At 70.5% G+C, this 13,690-nt stretch carries 12 protein-coding genes and 1 tRNA gene; 9 read left to right on the top strand and 4 right to left on the bottom strand.

What is annotated here, in order from left to right; all coding sequences use genetic code 11:
* Positions 1–48: 48 nt before the first annotated feature.
* On the top strand, positions 49–681 hold the full coding sequence (locus tag RF645_RS11125) for a GNAT family N-acetyltransferase (RefSeq protein WP_006214431.1): 633 nt from the start codon (positions 49–51) through the stop codon (positions 679–681).
* A 32-nt stretch (positions 682–713) separates the two neighbouring features.
* Here the strand turns inward: RF645_RS11125 and RF645_RS11120 are convergent, their stop codons facing one another.
* Complete coding sequence (locus RF645_RS11120) at positions 714–2,078, bottom strand: NAD(P)/FAD-dependent oxidoreductase (protein WP_006214432.1); 1,365 nt, start codon at positions 2,076–2,078, stop codon at positions 714–716.
* A 166-nt stretch (positions 2,079–2,244) separates the two neighbouring features.
* On the opposite strand from RF645_RS11120, the gene RF645_RS11115 reads away from it, so the two are divergent.
* Positions 2,245–3,135 (top strand): aminotransferase class IV, encoded by an 891-nt coding sequence (locus RF645_RS11115; RefSeq protein ID WP_006214433.1) that lies wholly within the window; start codon positions 2,245–2,247, stop codon positions 3,133–3,135.
* Between the two features lie 12 nt (positions 3,136–3,147).
* Here the strand turns inward: RF645_RS11115 and RF645_RS11110 are convergent, their stop codons facing one another.
* The gene (locus RF645_RS11110; protein ID WP_006214435.1) at positions 3,148–3,651 is read right to left on the bottom strand and encodes a hypothetical protein; all 504 of its coding nucleotides are present in this window, start codon (positions 3,649–3,651) and stop codon (positions 3,148–3,150) included.
* Between the two features lie 219 nt (positions 3,652–3,870).
* Positions 3,871–5,367 carry a transglycosylase family protein gene (locus tag RF645_RS11105; RefSeq protein WP_006214436.1) on the bottom strand — a complete coding sequence of 499 codons (1,497 nt, stop codon included), beginning with the start codon at positions 5,365–5,367 and terminating at the stop codon, positions 3,871–3,873.
* Between the two features lie 478 nt (positions 5,368–5,845).
* Between RF645_RS11105 and RF645_RS11100 the strand changes: the two genes are divergently transcribed.
* From RF645_RS11100 to RF645_RS11085, 4 genes are all read left to right on the top strand, one after another.
* Complete coding sequence (locus RF645_RS11100; protein WP_006214438.1) at positions 5,846–6,634, top strand: phage holin family protein; 789 nt, start codon at positions 5,846–5,848, stop codon at positions 6,632–6,634.
* A gap of 348 nt (positions 6,635–6,982) precedes the next feature.
* Entirely contained in the window at positions 6,983–7,903 is a 921-nt protein-coding gene (locus RF645_RS11095; RefSeq protein ID WP_006214439.1) for a DMT family transporter, read from the top strand.
* Positions 7,900–9,249: a glycosyltransferase gene (locus tag RF645_RS11090; protein WP_327033637.1), complete on the top strand. Its 1,350-nt coding sequence runs from the start codon at positions 7,900–7,902 to the stop codon at positions 9,247–9,249. The genes RF645_RS11095 and RF645_RS11090 overlap by 4 nt, the downstream gene beginning before the upstream one ends.
* Before the next feature lie 84 nt (positions 9,250–9,333).
* A tRNA-Ile gene (locus RF645_RS11085) sits at positions 9,334–9,407 on the top strand.
* A 61-nt stretch (positions 9,408–9,468) separates the two neighbouring features.
* Here the strand turns inward: RF645_RS11085 and RF645_RS11080 are convergent.
* Positions 9,469–10,146, bottom strand: coding sequence for a M23 family metallopeptidase (locus RF645_RS11080; protein WP_368819089.1), 678 nt, complete (start codon positions 10,144–10,146; stop codon positions 9,469–9,471).
* Between the two features lie 455 nt (positions 10,147–10,601).
* Between RF645_RS11080 and rpsB the strand changes: the two genes are divergently transcribed.
* The 3 genes from rpsB to pyrH all read left to right on the top strand — a co-directional run bounded on the left by rpsB (position 10,602) and on the right by pyrH (position 13,579).
* The gene (gene rpsB, locus RF645_RS11075; protein ID WP_024290135.1) at positions 10,602–11,504 is read left to right on the top strand and encodes a 30S ribosomal protein S2; all 903 of its coding nucleotides are present in this window, start codon (positions 10,602–10,604) and stop codon (positions 11,502–11,504) included.
* A 171-nt stretch (positions 11,505–11,675) separates the two neighbouring features.
* Positions 11,676–12,512 carry a translation elongation factor Ts gene (tsf, locus tag RF645_RS11070; protein WP_204782004.1) on the top strand — a complete coding sequence of 279 codons (837 nt, stop codon included), beginning with the start codon at positions 11,676–11,678 and terminating at the stop codon, positions 12,510–12,512.
* Between the two features lie 272 nt (positions 12,513–12,784).
* Complete coding sequence (pyrH, locus tag RF645_RS11065) at positions 12,785–13,579, top strand: UMP kinase (protein WP_006214446.1); 795 nt, start codon at positions 12,785–12,787, stop codon at positions 13,577–13,579.
* The last annotated feature ends 111 nt before the right edge of the window (positions 13,580–13,690 follow it).

Below are 13,690 nucleotides of genomic sequence, written 5' to 3'. Positions count from 1 at the left end.
CCCCATAGCCCCGTAGCGGAGTCGACACCCGGGCCTAAGCTGACGCCCATGGACGACTTCCTGAGCATCCCGGCGCTGCGAGGCCCGCTGGCCTCCCTCGTCCCGCTGTCCGACAGGCATGCCGAGGACCTGGCGGCCGCCGCCGGCCAGAAGGGCATGCAGTCGCTGTGGTACACCCGCATCCCGGCTGCCGAACCAGCGTCCGTGGCCGAGGAGATCGCGCTGCGCCACCGCCAGCACGCCGAGGGCTCCATGGTCCCGTGGGCCGTGCTCGATGCCGACGGCCGTGCGGTCGGGATGACCACGTTCATGCACATCGAGTCCGAGCATCGGCGCCTGGAGATCGGCTCCACCTGGCTGGCCCGCAGCGTGCAGGGGACAGGGGTCAACCCGCAGATCAAGCTGCTGATGCTGGCCCGGGCCTTCGAGGACCTGGACTGCATCGCCGTCGAGTTCCGCACCCACTGGCACAACCGCCAGTCCCGGGCCGCGATCGCCGCGCTGGGGGCCAAGCAGGACGGGGTGCTGCGCAGCCACCAGCTCATGGACGACGGCTCGCTGCGCGACACCGTGGTCTTCTCGATCACCGCCGCGGAATGGCCGATCGTGCGCCGCGGGCTGCTCGAGCGGCTGCGCTCGCGGCATGGGATCGAGCCCGCCGAGGCCCTCGGCGAGCCCTGAGCGTCCGAGCGGACGGGCCCGCCGGCCGGGGCTCAGCCCTGGTGTCCGGGCCCGAACCTCCGCCTGTTCGAGTGCTCGGTGAACTCCGCGGCGGCGCGCATGGAATCGACGTTGCCGGTGACCGGATTCGGCTGGTGCCGGCTGCGGGCGGCGTAGAGGGAGATCAGGTTCATGGTCACGGCGCGGCGATTGCGTCCGCCCATGAGCTTCATGACGTGGATCCCCAGCCAGGCGAACCATCCGGCGGTGCCGGTGATCGCGACCTCGCCGGGGGCGACCACGATCGCAGCGCGTCGTCCGATCGTGGCCGCCTCGCCCAGGTTGGTGTAGTGGAACGGCCGCAGCGGCTGGCCCTCGACCTCGGCGCGGACCATGCGCGCAGCATGGACGCCGGTCTGGATGGCCGGCTGTGCGAGCTGGGCCAGGGGCTCGTCGAGCGAAGCGATGTCTCCTGCGGCGTAGATGCCCGGATGGCCCTTGACCTGCAGGGTCTCCTCGACGGCGAGCGCACCGCGGCCCGTGACGGGCAGGCCCCATTCGGAGACCCGCTTCTCCGGGCCGGTGCCGGCGGCCCAGATCGTGATGTCCGATTCCAGCACGGTGTCATCGGCCAGCACCACGAAGTCATAGCCGACGGCCTTGACCCCCTGGCCGGTGCTGAGCTCCACGCCGCGCTCGCGCAGCTCGTCGGCCGCGTAGTCGCGCAGCTTCTGGTCCTCGAACTGCTTGAGGATGTCCTTGCCGCGCTGCAGGATCCGGATCTGCAGGACGCGCTCGTCGAGCTCCGGGTACATGGTCATCAGCTCGTCGCGGCGGAAGTCGGCCAGAGCACCGGCGACCTCCACGCCCGTGGCTCCGCCGCCGACGATCGAGACGTGCAGGAAGTCATCGGGATCGGAGCGGGTCGAGCGCTCGAGCTCTGCGAAGATCCGATCGCGGATGGCCGTGGCGTCCTGGCGGGTGTACATGGGCATGGCGTGGCGTCGTGCCCCCGTGGTGCCGAAGTAGTTGGCCGAGATGCCGTTGGCAATGATCAGGTGGTCGAAGGAGATCTGCTGCGTCTGCGCACCGCCGTCCTCGACGGACACGATGCGGCGCTGCGGATCCACGCCCACCACGTCGCCCTGGCGCACGCGGAGGTTGGGGGCCTTCCGTGACAGCCCGCGCAGCACCATGGTGACGTCGCCGGGGTTCAGGCCGCCGGTGGCCACCTGGTACAGCAGGGGCTGAAAGGTCTTGTAGATGTTGCGATCGATCAGGGTCACGCGAACGCGCGCATCCCGCAGCTCGAGCGCGGCATTGGCTCCGGCGAACCCGCCGCCGATGATCACGACGTGCGGCCAGGACATCCCGTCGGGCGCCGGGATGCGGCGGCGGAAGGCGGACAGCGGGGACATGGCACTCCTTCGCAGAAGGCGGTCGGTGAGATCTGATGGCTCGGCAGGGTGTTCGGGCCCGTGGACCGGACATCGCCGTCGGCTCCCCAGTATGCGACCTGACTCGGACGCCGCGCGGTAGCGTGGGGCGGATCACCCCGTCAGTCCCGCAGTCGAGAGGCGGAGCATGAGCCCGATCGAGGCGCTGGTCGTCCTGCACCCCGTGAGCGCCCGCGCGGCGGCAGGGCGTCCCGTGAGCGAGTGCCTCCATCCGCTGCCCGCTGAGGCACCGGCCCTGCGGGTCGAGGACCGCGGCGTCTCCCGCGGCGACGGCGTGTTCGAATCCCTCACGGCCTACGACGCAGACCCCGTGGATCTGCCGGCGCATCTGCAGCGACTGGCCCGCTCTGCCGACCGCCTGGAGCTGCCGGAGATCTCGGGCGCCGTCGTGGAGGCAGGCGTGCGCCGCGCCCTCGAAACGGCCGGAGCGGGGGAGACGACCGTGCGGATCGTGGTGACCCGCGGCCCGGAGGGCGCCTCCGAGCCCACGGCCTGGGTCACTGCCGCCCCTGCTGCGGATCTGTCCGACCAGCGCCGCGACGGAGTGCGAGTGGTCCTGCTCGATCGCGGCATGCGCTCGGATGCTGGACGAGAGGCCCCCTGGCTGCTCACCGGCGTGAAGACGTTGTCCTATGCGATCCACGCGGCGGCAGCTCGGGAGGCGCGGCGCCGCGGGGCGGATGACGCCGTGTTCGTGAGCACCGACGGATTCGTGCTCGAGGCCACCACGGCCTCCGTGCTGGTGCGTCGAGGGCGGCGGATGATCACGCCGCCGCAGGAGCACGGGATTCTGCGGGGTACCACGGTGACCCGCGCTGCCGCGGTTCTGTCGGAGCTGGGGATGCCGCTGGAGTCTCGTGCGCTTCCGGCTGCCGAGCTCTCGGACTGCGATGCCCTGTGGCTGCTGTCGAGCGGGCGGCGCGCGGTGCCGGTGATCGAGCTCGACGGCCGCCCGGTGCCGCTGGACCGCGAGGTCACCGCGGCGCTGGAGCGGGGGCTGGGCCGCCCGCAGGACTGATGCCGGGAGTGATCAGACGAAGACGCTGCAGGACGCGGTCTTCGAGGAATCGGTGCCCTTGTGCTCGAACACGATCTCGTCGTCGAGCTTGATCGAGCACTCGAGGGACAGGTCGCTGTCCTTCGTGTCGCCCGTGACCACCAGGCGGGGCCAGCTGCCCGACGGGATCTCGATCTTCTTGGACCAGCTGTCGCTGAATTCCTCGGTCTCGACCTGGCCGTCGACCTCCCACTCGACCGACCCGCCGGAGCTGGCGGCGGCCTCAAGCGTGACCTTCTGCATGGCCTCGTCCGGCAGCTCGGTCTCCTCGGTCATGGCCGAGGCATCGTCCGAGGCGCCGTCGTCAGCCGAGGCGGTGTTGACCACGAACGCCGTGGGGATCATGACGGCGGCGACTACCAGTCCGATGGCGACGGCGAAGCCGATCACCCAGCCGAGCGCTGCGGCGCTGCGGCGCGCCCAGGGGACGCGAGGCTGATCGTCGGTCGAGCCGGCGTGGTCTTGGGGCTGAGGCACGGTGGGCGTTCCTGCGGGTCTAGGGGGTGCTGCGAGTGTCCTGCACAGAATACGTCCCCGAGGGCCCCTGCGCGTGCGCCGACGCTCATGGCGGGGAGTCGTCGGGCGGATCGCGAGCCGTCTGGACGGAGGGGAAGTGCGGAGAGAGCCCTCGGCACAGGACGAAGGGCCCGGTCCCTCACCAGTTCAGCGAGAGGCCGGGCCCTTCGAGCAGGCGGGTCAGAGGAAGGTGTAGAAGCCGTCCACCTTCATGGCGTTCACCGGGTGGACCAGGGTGCCCTGGTCCGGGTTCAGGGCTGAGATCATGAGACCGTCGCCCAGGTAGATGCCCACGTGGGAGCCGTTGTTCTGGGAGACCAGGTCGCCGACCTGCGGGGTCGAGGTCTTCTGCGCGGCGCCGAACTGCTGCCAGGTCACGCGGGGGATGGAGACCCCGTTCTGGGCGTACACCCACTGCGTGAAGCCGGAGCAGTCCCAGTTCTTGTACGCGGTGCCGCCCCAGACGTAGTTGCCGCCAAGACCGCGCATGGCGGTCTCGACGATGGCCTTGCCGTCGGCGCTGGAGGCACCGTCGGTGATCGACTGCACGTCGATGGCCGTGGTGTCGTCGTTCGAGGCCGCCTGAGCCTGGGCCTGGGCCGAGGTCTCGTAGCCGGAGCCCGAAGCTGCGCCGACGGAGCCCCAGGGAGTCTGCTCCGTGTCGTCGGCGACGACACCGGCGGCGACCGCCGCGTTGAGCACGGAGACGGCCTCTGCGCGGGTGATGCCGTCCCCGACGCCCAGTCGGCCGTCGGTGTCCGGCAGGACGTCCTCGTCGTGCAGCCAGTCCAGCTCGGTGTATCCGGCCTGCGAGGCGGAGACGTCCTGGAAGCGGCTGGTCTCCGGGGCGGTGTGGGCCGGTGCGCCGGCCGAGCGGTGCAGGATCAGGCCCAGGGCGGTGGAGTCCACCGGGGCGTCCGGACGCAGGGTGCCGTCGCCCCAGCCGTTGATCAGGCCCTCCTCGACGGCCCAGGCCAGTGCACGCTTCTGGTGGTGGTCGGAGCTGTCGGTGTAGCCCTCGAGGACGCTGAGATCGGCCTCGGGCTGACCGGCGAGCCGGTAGAGCATGGTCAGGAAGTCGGCGCGGGTGACATCGGCGTCGGGGCGGTAGGTGCCGTCGTGGTGGCCGACGATGACTCCGGTCGAGGACGCCCAGTCGATGTCGGCGGAGGCCCAGTAGGCGTCGGTGACGTCGCGGAAGTCGATGGGACCGGTGGGGCGGGGGCCCACGGACTGCGTGGAGACCGCCGTGCCGGCGGCTGCGGAGTCGGTCGCGGCCTCGGCCGAGGACGAGGAGGTCGAGGCGGGGCCGGCCGCCATCGGGTTGGCGACGGGCTCGGCTGCGCTGCTCAGGCCCAGACGGGAGGAGCAGGCGGGCCAGGCGCCCCAGCCCTGCCCTGCCAGGACGTTCTCGGCCACGGCGATCTGCTGCTCGCGGCTGGCGTCCTGCGGCTGGCCCGTGCCGCCGAACGAGGACCAGGTCGACTGGGTGAACTGCAGGCCGCCGTAGAAGCCGTTGCCCGAGTCGATGGCCCAGTTGCCGCTCGACTCGCACTGCGCGAGCTTGTCCCAGTCGGATTCGGGCGCGGCCTGCGCGGGAACCGCGCCGAGGGTTGCGAGGGTGCCGCCGGTGACTGCGACGGTGGTTGCGACGCTGAGGGCGCGGGGAGATCTCATGTGGTGCTGCAACTTCCTGAAGGGGGGGTGTGCATCGGTATCCGAGCCGGGGCTCTTATGAACTGGTCCGAGGACCGTGGGGAAGCGGTCGGGAACCTGCCCGCAGGCCAGTTCGCTGTGGTGCTGACGGGTTCCGTGTCACCTCGTCCGATGCTCAGCGTCGCGGGCGACTGAAGATCACGGTTGAGTAACGCGGATGACTCTAGGGTGTGCTCCGGGGAGGGGGAAGAAGGCTCGGTTGCCGCCGCGTTAATTTGGGGTGATTTTCCCTGGCTTCGGACGCGAATCGCTTGGTCGCAAGTGTATATTACTTTGCATCTAAACATATGCGGGGCGTTCGTCACTGTGGATCTGCCGCTCGGGCGGGTCTCGCGCGCGGCGCATCGGATCGGCTTGTCAGCAGTGATACTTTGTTCGCGCACTGCGGTGTCCGAGTGGCCACTGCCCATGAACCATCGATACCCCCACGGAGGCGGGAATGTCCCACGCGGCGGGCTCTGATCAGGGCCGTTCGGCCGAGACGGGTTCGGCACCCATAGCGGATGTCGTGAAGGTCTTCGGCAAGCTTCTTCCCCGTCAGCTCCAGGATGAGCTGGCACTTCTCAAGCTCGAGCTCAAGGACAAGGGCGTCAGCCTCGGCAAGGGTGCCGCGCTGCTCGGCGCCGCGCTGGCCTTCGGTGCTCTGCTCGTCATCGCGCTGGTCGCCGCGGCGATCGCCGGCCTGGCGACCGTCATGCCCCTGTGGCTCTCGGCGCTGATCGTGGCCGCCTTCTTCCTGGTGGTCCTCGCGATCCTGGGCCTGATCGGCTTCCTGCAGATCAAGAAGGCCATGCCGATCAACCCGGTCCAGACCATCCGCGGCCTGAAGTACGACCTCGGCGTCGTCAAGGAGGGCTCGGCCTACACCGAGGCCCGTGTGCGCCGCGAGGAGGCCGAGGCCAAGGAGCGCAAGGCCGAGGAGAAGCGCAAGAAGGCCGACGAGGCCGCCACCGCGCCGCCCGCGCCCACCGAGGCTCAGCTGCGTCAGCGCCTGAAGGTCCGTCGCGACCGGCTCAAGGAGCTGCGCGACGACGTCGAGGGCCGCAAGAACAAGGTCCAGTCCACCACCAAGGGCTTCGTGGACCGCACCCGCAGCTCCGCCTCGGGCGTCGACCTCAAGAAGGCGGCCAAGGAGGAGGCCCTCGGCGGCCGTGCGGCGCCGATGGGCGTCGCCGCCGCAGCCGGCACTGCGTTCCTGGTCCTGCTCATCCGGCTCATCCGCCGCTGATCCGTTTCCTGCCGTCGCAAGGCGCCAGGTCCCCGTCCGAAGGCCCGGCTCCCGCAAGGGGGCCGGGCCTTCGGACTGTCCGGGTCTGAGTCGGGCACGTCATGCGAGGATGCCTCGAGGGGCTCGCCCGAGGTCGACGCCCGGGCGGCGGCCGATCCGCACACGGCGGTGAGCCGACTGTGAGTCTGCTCATGCGGTACTGGGCGAGCGGTGCGGATCCGACGCACCAGCGTGCATCGTCCCTACACTGGCGGGCAGTGTTCGTCCCGCACCCACCGGTCCGGGGCTGCGACGCGCCTTCACGGCTCGTCGCACGGAAGCCGCAAGCAGAGGGCTGGAGGTCCCCGCATGGTCTGGTGCGCCCTGGCACTCGCCGTGCTGTCGGCGGTCTTCATGGCCCTCGGGACGCATCTGCAGTCGATCGCGGTCGTGGCCGGCGCCGCTGATGGGAAGCTCACGCTTCCGATCGTGCTCGGCCTGCTGCGCTCCCCTCGCTGGGCGACCGGCCTGATCTGCCTGGGCCTCGGAACAGCCCTCAACGTGACCGCGCTGAGCCTGGCTCCGGTGAGCGTCGTCCAGCCCGTGGGCGTGCTGGGCCTGGCCCTGGTCACCCTGCTGCACTGCCGTCACGCGGGCCTGACGATCAATGCCGCGACCTGGCGCGCGCTCGGTCTGTGCGCCGGGGGAGCGGCGCTGTTCGTGCTCAGCGCCGTCCGCTTCACGGATCCGGCCCTTCGCATCACTCACCGCGCCGGCACCGCCGTGACGGTGATCCTGGCGGTGGTGCTGCTCGTCGTCGCGCTGGCCCTGCTCCTCCTGCGGCACAGAGGGCGCGCGCTGATGCTGCTCGTCTCGGCCGGCACGCTCTACGGCTTCGTGGCTCTGGAGATGAAGATCATCACCGCGCAGCTGCGCATCGGCGACGGCCCGTGGTGGCAGAGCATCGACCCGGTGAACGTCGCAGGCCTGCTGGTGGCCGCCGCTGTGGGAGGCTGGCTCGTGCAGTCCGCCTACGCCAGTGGACCGCCGGAGCTCGTGATGGCTGGACTGACGGTCGTCGACCCCATGGTGGGCGTGCTGATCGGCCTGTCGGTGCTCGGCGAGGCCGGGCCCGACTTCGGTCCCGGTCCCGCGGTGCTGCTGATGGTGTGCGCCGCAGCCTCGATCAGCGGCGTCTTCGTGATGTCCCAGTTCCACCCCGAGGTCCTGGCCCGACGGACCGCGGACCCCGCCCTGACCCTCAACCCTTCGGGAGTCGATTCTCCGTGAGCCCTTCCCCGGCAGATCCGCAGCCGCCCCAGGACCCCCGCGGGGTGATCCGGGATGACTACATGCTCCCGGAGCTCCCGCTGGACGGCGTGCCGGAGCCTGTCGACGGGCGCCTTCGGGTCCTGGTGGTGGCGGAGACCTACCCGCCGGACATCAACGGCTCGTCGCAGTTCTCCCACCGCCTGGCGCAGGCCATGGCGGGCAGGGGCCACGACGTCCACATCGCCGCACCGCGTCCCGGCAAGGGACGGACCATGACCAGGATGGACGGCGCGGTCACCGAGCACCGCTTCCGCTCGCACACCGCCTTCACCTACGACACGTTCCACCTGTGCTTCCCGTGGGAGGTGCGGGGCGAGATCTCCCGGCTGATGGACGAGCTGCGCCCTGACGTGGTGCATATCGAGTGCCACTACATCCTGGGCAGGTACTTCGCCAAGGAGGCTCAGTCGCGCGGCATCCGCCTGATAGGCACCAACCACTTCATCCCGCAGAACATCGAGCAGTACCTCCCGCTGCCGGACCCGCTCCGACGCCTGTACCGCAGGTTCTCGTGGCGGGATATGGCCTCGGTGTTCCGCCGCTGCGACGTCGTCACGGCACCCACCCCGCTGGCGGTGGAGTCCATGCGAGCCAACGGCTTCGACTTCCCCATGCATGCGCTGTCCAACGGGATCGATGCCGCCCAGTACGACCTCAAGCCCGGGGAGGTCCTGCCTCCGCGGGACCGCCCGACCGTCTTGTTCGTCGGGCGGCTGGACCCGGAGAAGCACATCGACGTCCTGCTGCGGGCCGTGGCGAGCATCGCGGATCGCAGCGACGTCGGCGTGGAGATCGTGGGCCAGGGCGGTGAGTACGACCGGCTGGCCGAGCTGGCGCAGCAGCTGGGCATCGCGGATCGAACAGCGTTCCGGGGATTCGTCTCCGATGAGGAGCTGCGGGTGGCCTACCTGCGCGCCGATGCCTTCTGTCAGCCCGGCACCGCCGAGCTGCAGTCCCTCGTGTCCCTCGAGGCCATGGCGGCCTCCTCTCCGGTGCTGCTCGCCGATGCGCGCGCCCTTCCGCACCTGGTGGACGAGGGCGTCAACGGCTGGCTGTTCCTGCCCGGCGATCACGAGCAGCTGGGCAGGCTCCTGCTGCGGCTCCTCGAGCTGCCGGAGGACCAGCGTCGCGAGATGGGAGCGGCGAGCAGGAGGATGGTCGCCGAGCACAGCTTCTCGGCCACGATCGATGTCTTCGAGCAGCTCTACCGCGGCGTGGACCCGGATCTGCTGCTGGGGTCCTGGCCGCAGACCGGACCCCTCCCGATCGTCCCGCCGGCTTCGGGCCCGGGAGCGGGCGACTGATCAGGGCCAACCCGACGGCTCGACTAGACTGTCGAATCGTCGTCCTCGCGCCCGCACCGCAGTGCAGGCGCCCGGGGCGGACGAGGGGCGGTAGCTCAGCTGGTCAGAGCAGAGGACTCATAATCCTTGGGTCGCGGGTTCAAGCCCCGCCCGCCCTACGCAGCGAACCTCAGCGCCCCGAGCACCCTGGCTCGGGGCGCTTCGCGCGGCAGGCGCGGCCTATGGCACGGGCAGCAGGACCGACGGTCGCTGGGCCCCCACGAACGGCAGGGGATGGACGTAGTCATCGTCCAGGCGCACGCCCCAGTGCACGCAGGCCCGCACTGTGGCGAGACAGTGATTGCGGCCGGAGAGCACGCCGATGACCTGTCCCTTGCGCACGCGATCGCCCTTCTTCAGATCCGATTCGACCGGCTCGAAGCTCGAGCGCAGGCCGTCGCCGTGATCGATGGTGATGGTCGCCCGGTCCACGACCGTGCCCACGTGGCTGACGCGCCCGTCCGCCGGAGCCAGGATCTCGCCGTTGAGGCCGACGGTCAGATCCGCGCCTCGGTGCCCAGCCAGCCAGCGCTCGGACGGCGGATCGAAGTCGCGGACCACCCTGGGCTGGATGGTCACGGGCCACTGCCAGGTCCCGTGCACGGCGGCCAGCAGCTGCTGATCGGCGGCATCGAGGGAGCCCGGGACCAGCGGCAGCGCGGTGGAGATCGCCGCAGCTCGGACAGGCTGGCCGGAGGCGGCATGTGCCGATGGGGGAGTCTCCGGAGCGGACAGCGCCCAGCTGACCAGCACCGCAGCCGCGACCAGCAGCGTGCTGCGCGATCGTCGGGCCATGGGGGACGGCGACGGCTGCTCGGGGCCGGCGGAAGCGGTGGCGTGGGAGGCGAGTGCGTTCATGCGGGCAGGATGCGGTGGATCGCGGCAGCGCGGCTCCGATTGTGGATGCAGCGGAGCCTCGAGCCCCGTGTCACGGCCCGGACAGGCGCTTGTGGAGTCCCCGCGCCTGGCCCGTCATGACGCGGTTCATGTAGTACCCTTGCTCCCGCAGTGTCACCACCTGCGCCGTCCGCATGCCTGATTCAGGTACCGGCGGCGGCGCTGGGCACTGACTTCGCGCGCATCGTCGTCGGGATCCGTCAGGCTCCGTCCTCTCGCAGACCCGACCCGCCCGCCACGGTCCTCGGCCTCCCGGTCGCAGGCGGCGGACGGAGAGCCATCCCCGGTTCCCGGGGCCGCTCCACGCGGTGCGCCAGGGACGATCCGCCGACCCGGCGGACCCGTCGACCAACCGCAGACCGCGCTCCGCATGCCCGGACCAGGGGTGCGCGAGCGCAGAAATGAAGGAGCACGACATGTCTGTCGTCACCATGCGCCAGCTGCTCGACAACGGCGTCCACTTCGGCCACCAGACCCGTCGCTGGAACCCGAAGATGAAGCGCTTCATCCTCACCGAGCGCAACGGCATCTACATCATCGACCTCCAGGGCTCGCTGGCCTACATCGACCGCGCGTTCGAGGCCGTCAAGTCCACGGTCGCCCACGGCGGCACCATCCTGTTCGTCGGCACCAAGAAGCAGGCGCAGGAGACCATCGCCGAGCAGGCGACCCGCGTGAACATGCCCTACGTGAACCACCGCTGGCTCGGCGGCATGCTCACCAACTTCTCCACGGTCTCCAAGCGGATCGACCGCATGAAGGAGCTCGAGCAGATCGACTTCGACGACGTCGCCGGCTCGCAGTACACCAAGAAGGAGCTCCTGCTCATGCGCCGCGAGGCGGAGAAGCTGGAGCGCACCCTGGGCGGCATCCGCAACCTGTCCAAGACCCCCTCCATGGTCTGGGTCGTGGACACCAAGAAGGAGCACCTCGCCATCGACGAGGCGCAGAAGCTCGGCATCCCGGTCGTCGCGATCCTGGACACCAACTGCGATCCGGATGAGGTCACGTTCCCGATCCCGGGCAACGACGACGCCATCCGCTCCGTGAACCTGCTGACCCGCGTGGTCGCCGACGCCGTCGCCGAGGGCCTGCTGGCCCGCGGCGGTGCCAAGGGCGGCTCGGAGGCTCCCGAGGAGCCCATGGCCGAGTGGGAGCGCGAGCTGCTCGAGCAGCACAACGCCGCCGCCGAGGCTGAGAAGTCCGCCGAGTCGGCCGCCGAGTCCGCCAAGGTCGCCGCCGCCGGCGAGCAGACCGAGGCTCCGGCCGCTGAGGCGGAGACCGCCGAGGCCCCGGCCGCCGAGTCCACCGAGAGCTGATCCTCTCTCCGTCCGGTGCCCTCGCCGGCGCCGGACGGAGCCCGCGGGCGGAGACGATCCCACCCGCTGTTCACCTGACATTCGCTCCGATCCCGCATCATCGGGAGCGGAGCACGCTCGGAGCGGACCGTCGACGGTCTGCACAGGGCGACGATCGATCAAGGAGCTCACATGGCGAACTACACCGCCAAGGACATCAAGGAACTGCGCGAGCGCACCGGCGCCGGCATGCTGGACGTCAAGAAGGCCCTCGACGAGGCTGACGGCGATCAGCAGAAGGCCCTCGAGATCATCCGCGTGAAGGGCCTCAAGGGCGTCTCCAAGCGCGAGGGCCGCGCGACCGCCGAGGGCATCGTCGTCGGCCGCGTCGAGGGCCAGAAGGGCTACCTCGTCGAGGTCAACTCGGAGACCGACTTCGTGGCCAAGGCCGAGCCGTTCGTGGCCTTCGGCGAGAAGGTCATGGACGCCGCCGTGGCCGTCGACGCCCAGGATCTGGACACCCTGCTGGCCGCCGAGGTCGACGGTCAGAAGGTCTCCGACCTGGTGACCGAGACCGGCGCGCTGCTCGGCGAGAAGGTCGTCGTGCGCCGCATCGCCCGCGTCGAGGCCCCGCTGGTGGAGCTGTACCTGCACCGCACCTCCAAGGACCTCCCGGCCCAGGTCGGCGTGCTGCTGGCCGTGGACGGCCAGGGCGCCGAGGCCGAGACGGCCGCTCACGACGTCGCCGTGCACATCGCTGCGCTGTCCCCGAACTTCCTCACCCGCGAGGACGTCCCGGCGGAGACCGTCGAGAACGAGCGCCGCGTGGCCGAGGAGACCGCCAAGGCCGAGGGCAAGCCGGAGCAGATCCTCCCCAAGATCGTCGAGGGTCGCCTCAACGGCTTCTACAAGGAGAACGTGCTGGTCGACCAGGACTTCGCCAAGGACGCCAAGCAGTCCGTCGGCGCCGTCCTGAAGGCCGCCGGTGCGACCCCCAAGGCGTTCGCCCGCTTCCGCGTCGGCGCCTGATCCGCAGCGCTTCAGCGCACAAGCGCCCCCGTTCGCGCCCCTCACGGGACCGGGCGGGGGCGCTTCGTCGTCTGCGGAGCCTGCCTCCGGCCTGGTCTGCGCCGTTGCTTCCCGTCGACCGAGCTCGCCGTGCGGGGAGAGCCCGGTGCGTGCCGCAGAGCAGGTCCTAGCTGGCCGCTATGCTGGTCCGTGCCCAGCGGCCGTGACACGGCCGCGGCGCCCGCGGCCTCGCCCATCGCCGCGGGGCACGTCAGCGACTGCCAGGAGGCACCATGCCCACCACCACCCCCTCGGAGATCCGCGACGGAGCGCTGCGCGCAGGTCGCGAGACCGATCGCTCGGCCACGAGCCCGGGGGAGCGAGGGCAGCGTCGCCGCATCCTGCTGAAGCTCTCCGGCGAGGTGTTCGGCGGCGGCCGCGTGGGCGTGGACACCTCGGTGGTGCGCAACATCGCCGAGCAGATCGCCGCCACGGTCGGACAGGTCGAGACCTCGATCGTCGTCGGCGGAGGCAACTTCTTCCGCGGGGCAGAGCTCTCCCAGGCAGGCATGGACCGCTCGCGCGCCGACTACATGGGCATGCTCGGCACCGTGATGAACTGCCTGGCGCTGCAGGACTTCCTGGAGCAGTGCGGCGTGGACACCCGCGTCCAGTCGGCCATCTCCATGGAGCAGGTCGCAGAGGCCTACATCCCGCGGCGGGCGATCCGGCACATGGAGAAGGACCGCGTGGTGATCTTCGGCGCCGGAGCCGGCCTGCCCTACTTCTCCACGGACACCGTCGCCGCCCAGCGCGCCCTGGAGATCGAGGCCGACGAGGTCCTGATGGGCAAGAACGGCGTGGACGGCGTCTACACCGCCGACCCCAACGTGGACCCCTCGGCGGTGCGCCTGGAGTCGCTGACCTACGACGAGGCCATCACTCGCAACATCCGCGTGATGGATCAGACCGCGTTCTCGCTGTGCCGGGACAACAACGTGTCCATGCGCGTGTTCGGCATGCAGGGCGAGGGCAGCGTCACGCGCGCGATCCTGGGTGAGGACATGGGCACCCTCATCACCGTCTGAGCCGCCGTCGTCCCGCGGCGTGTGCACTCGCCTCGCTAGACTGGGCCTCAGTGCCCACAGCCGCGCTGCCCACCTGATCGGTCCGGACCTCGCACCGATCCCGCAGACCAC

Source organism: Kocuria sp. CPCC 205260 (assembly GCF_040981045.1).
In the GTDB taxonomy this organism is placed as follows: domain Bacteria; phylum Actinomycetota; class Actinomycetes; order Actinomycetales; family Micrococcaceae; genus Kocuria; species Kocuria palustris.
The sequence above is the reverse complement of the archived record's forward strand: the minus strand, read 5'-3'. Positions and strand labels throughout refer to the sequence as shown.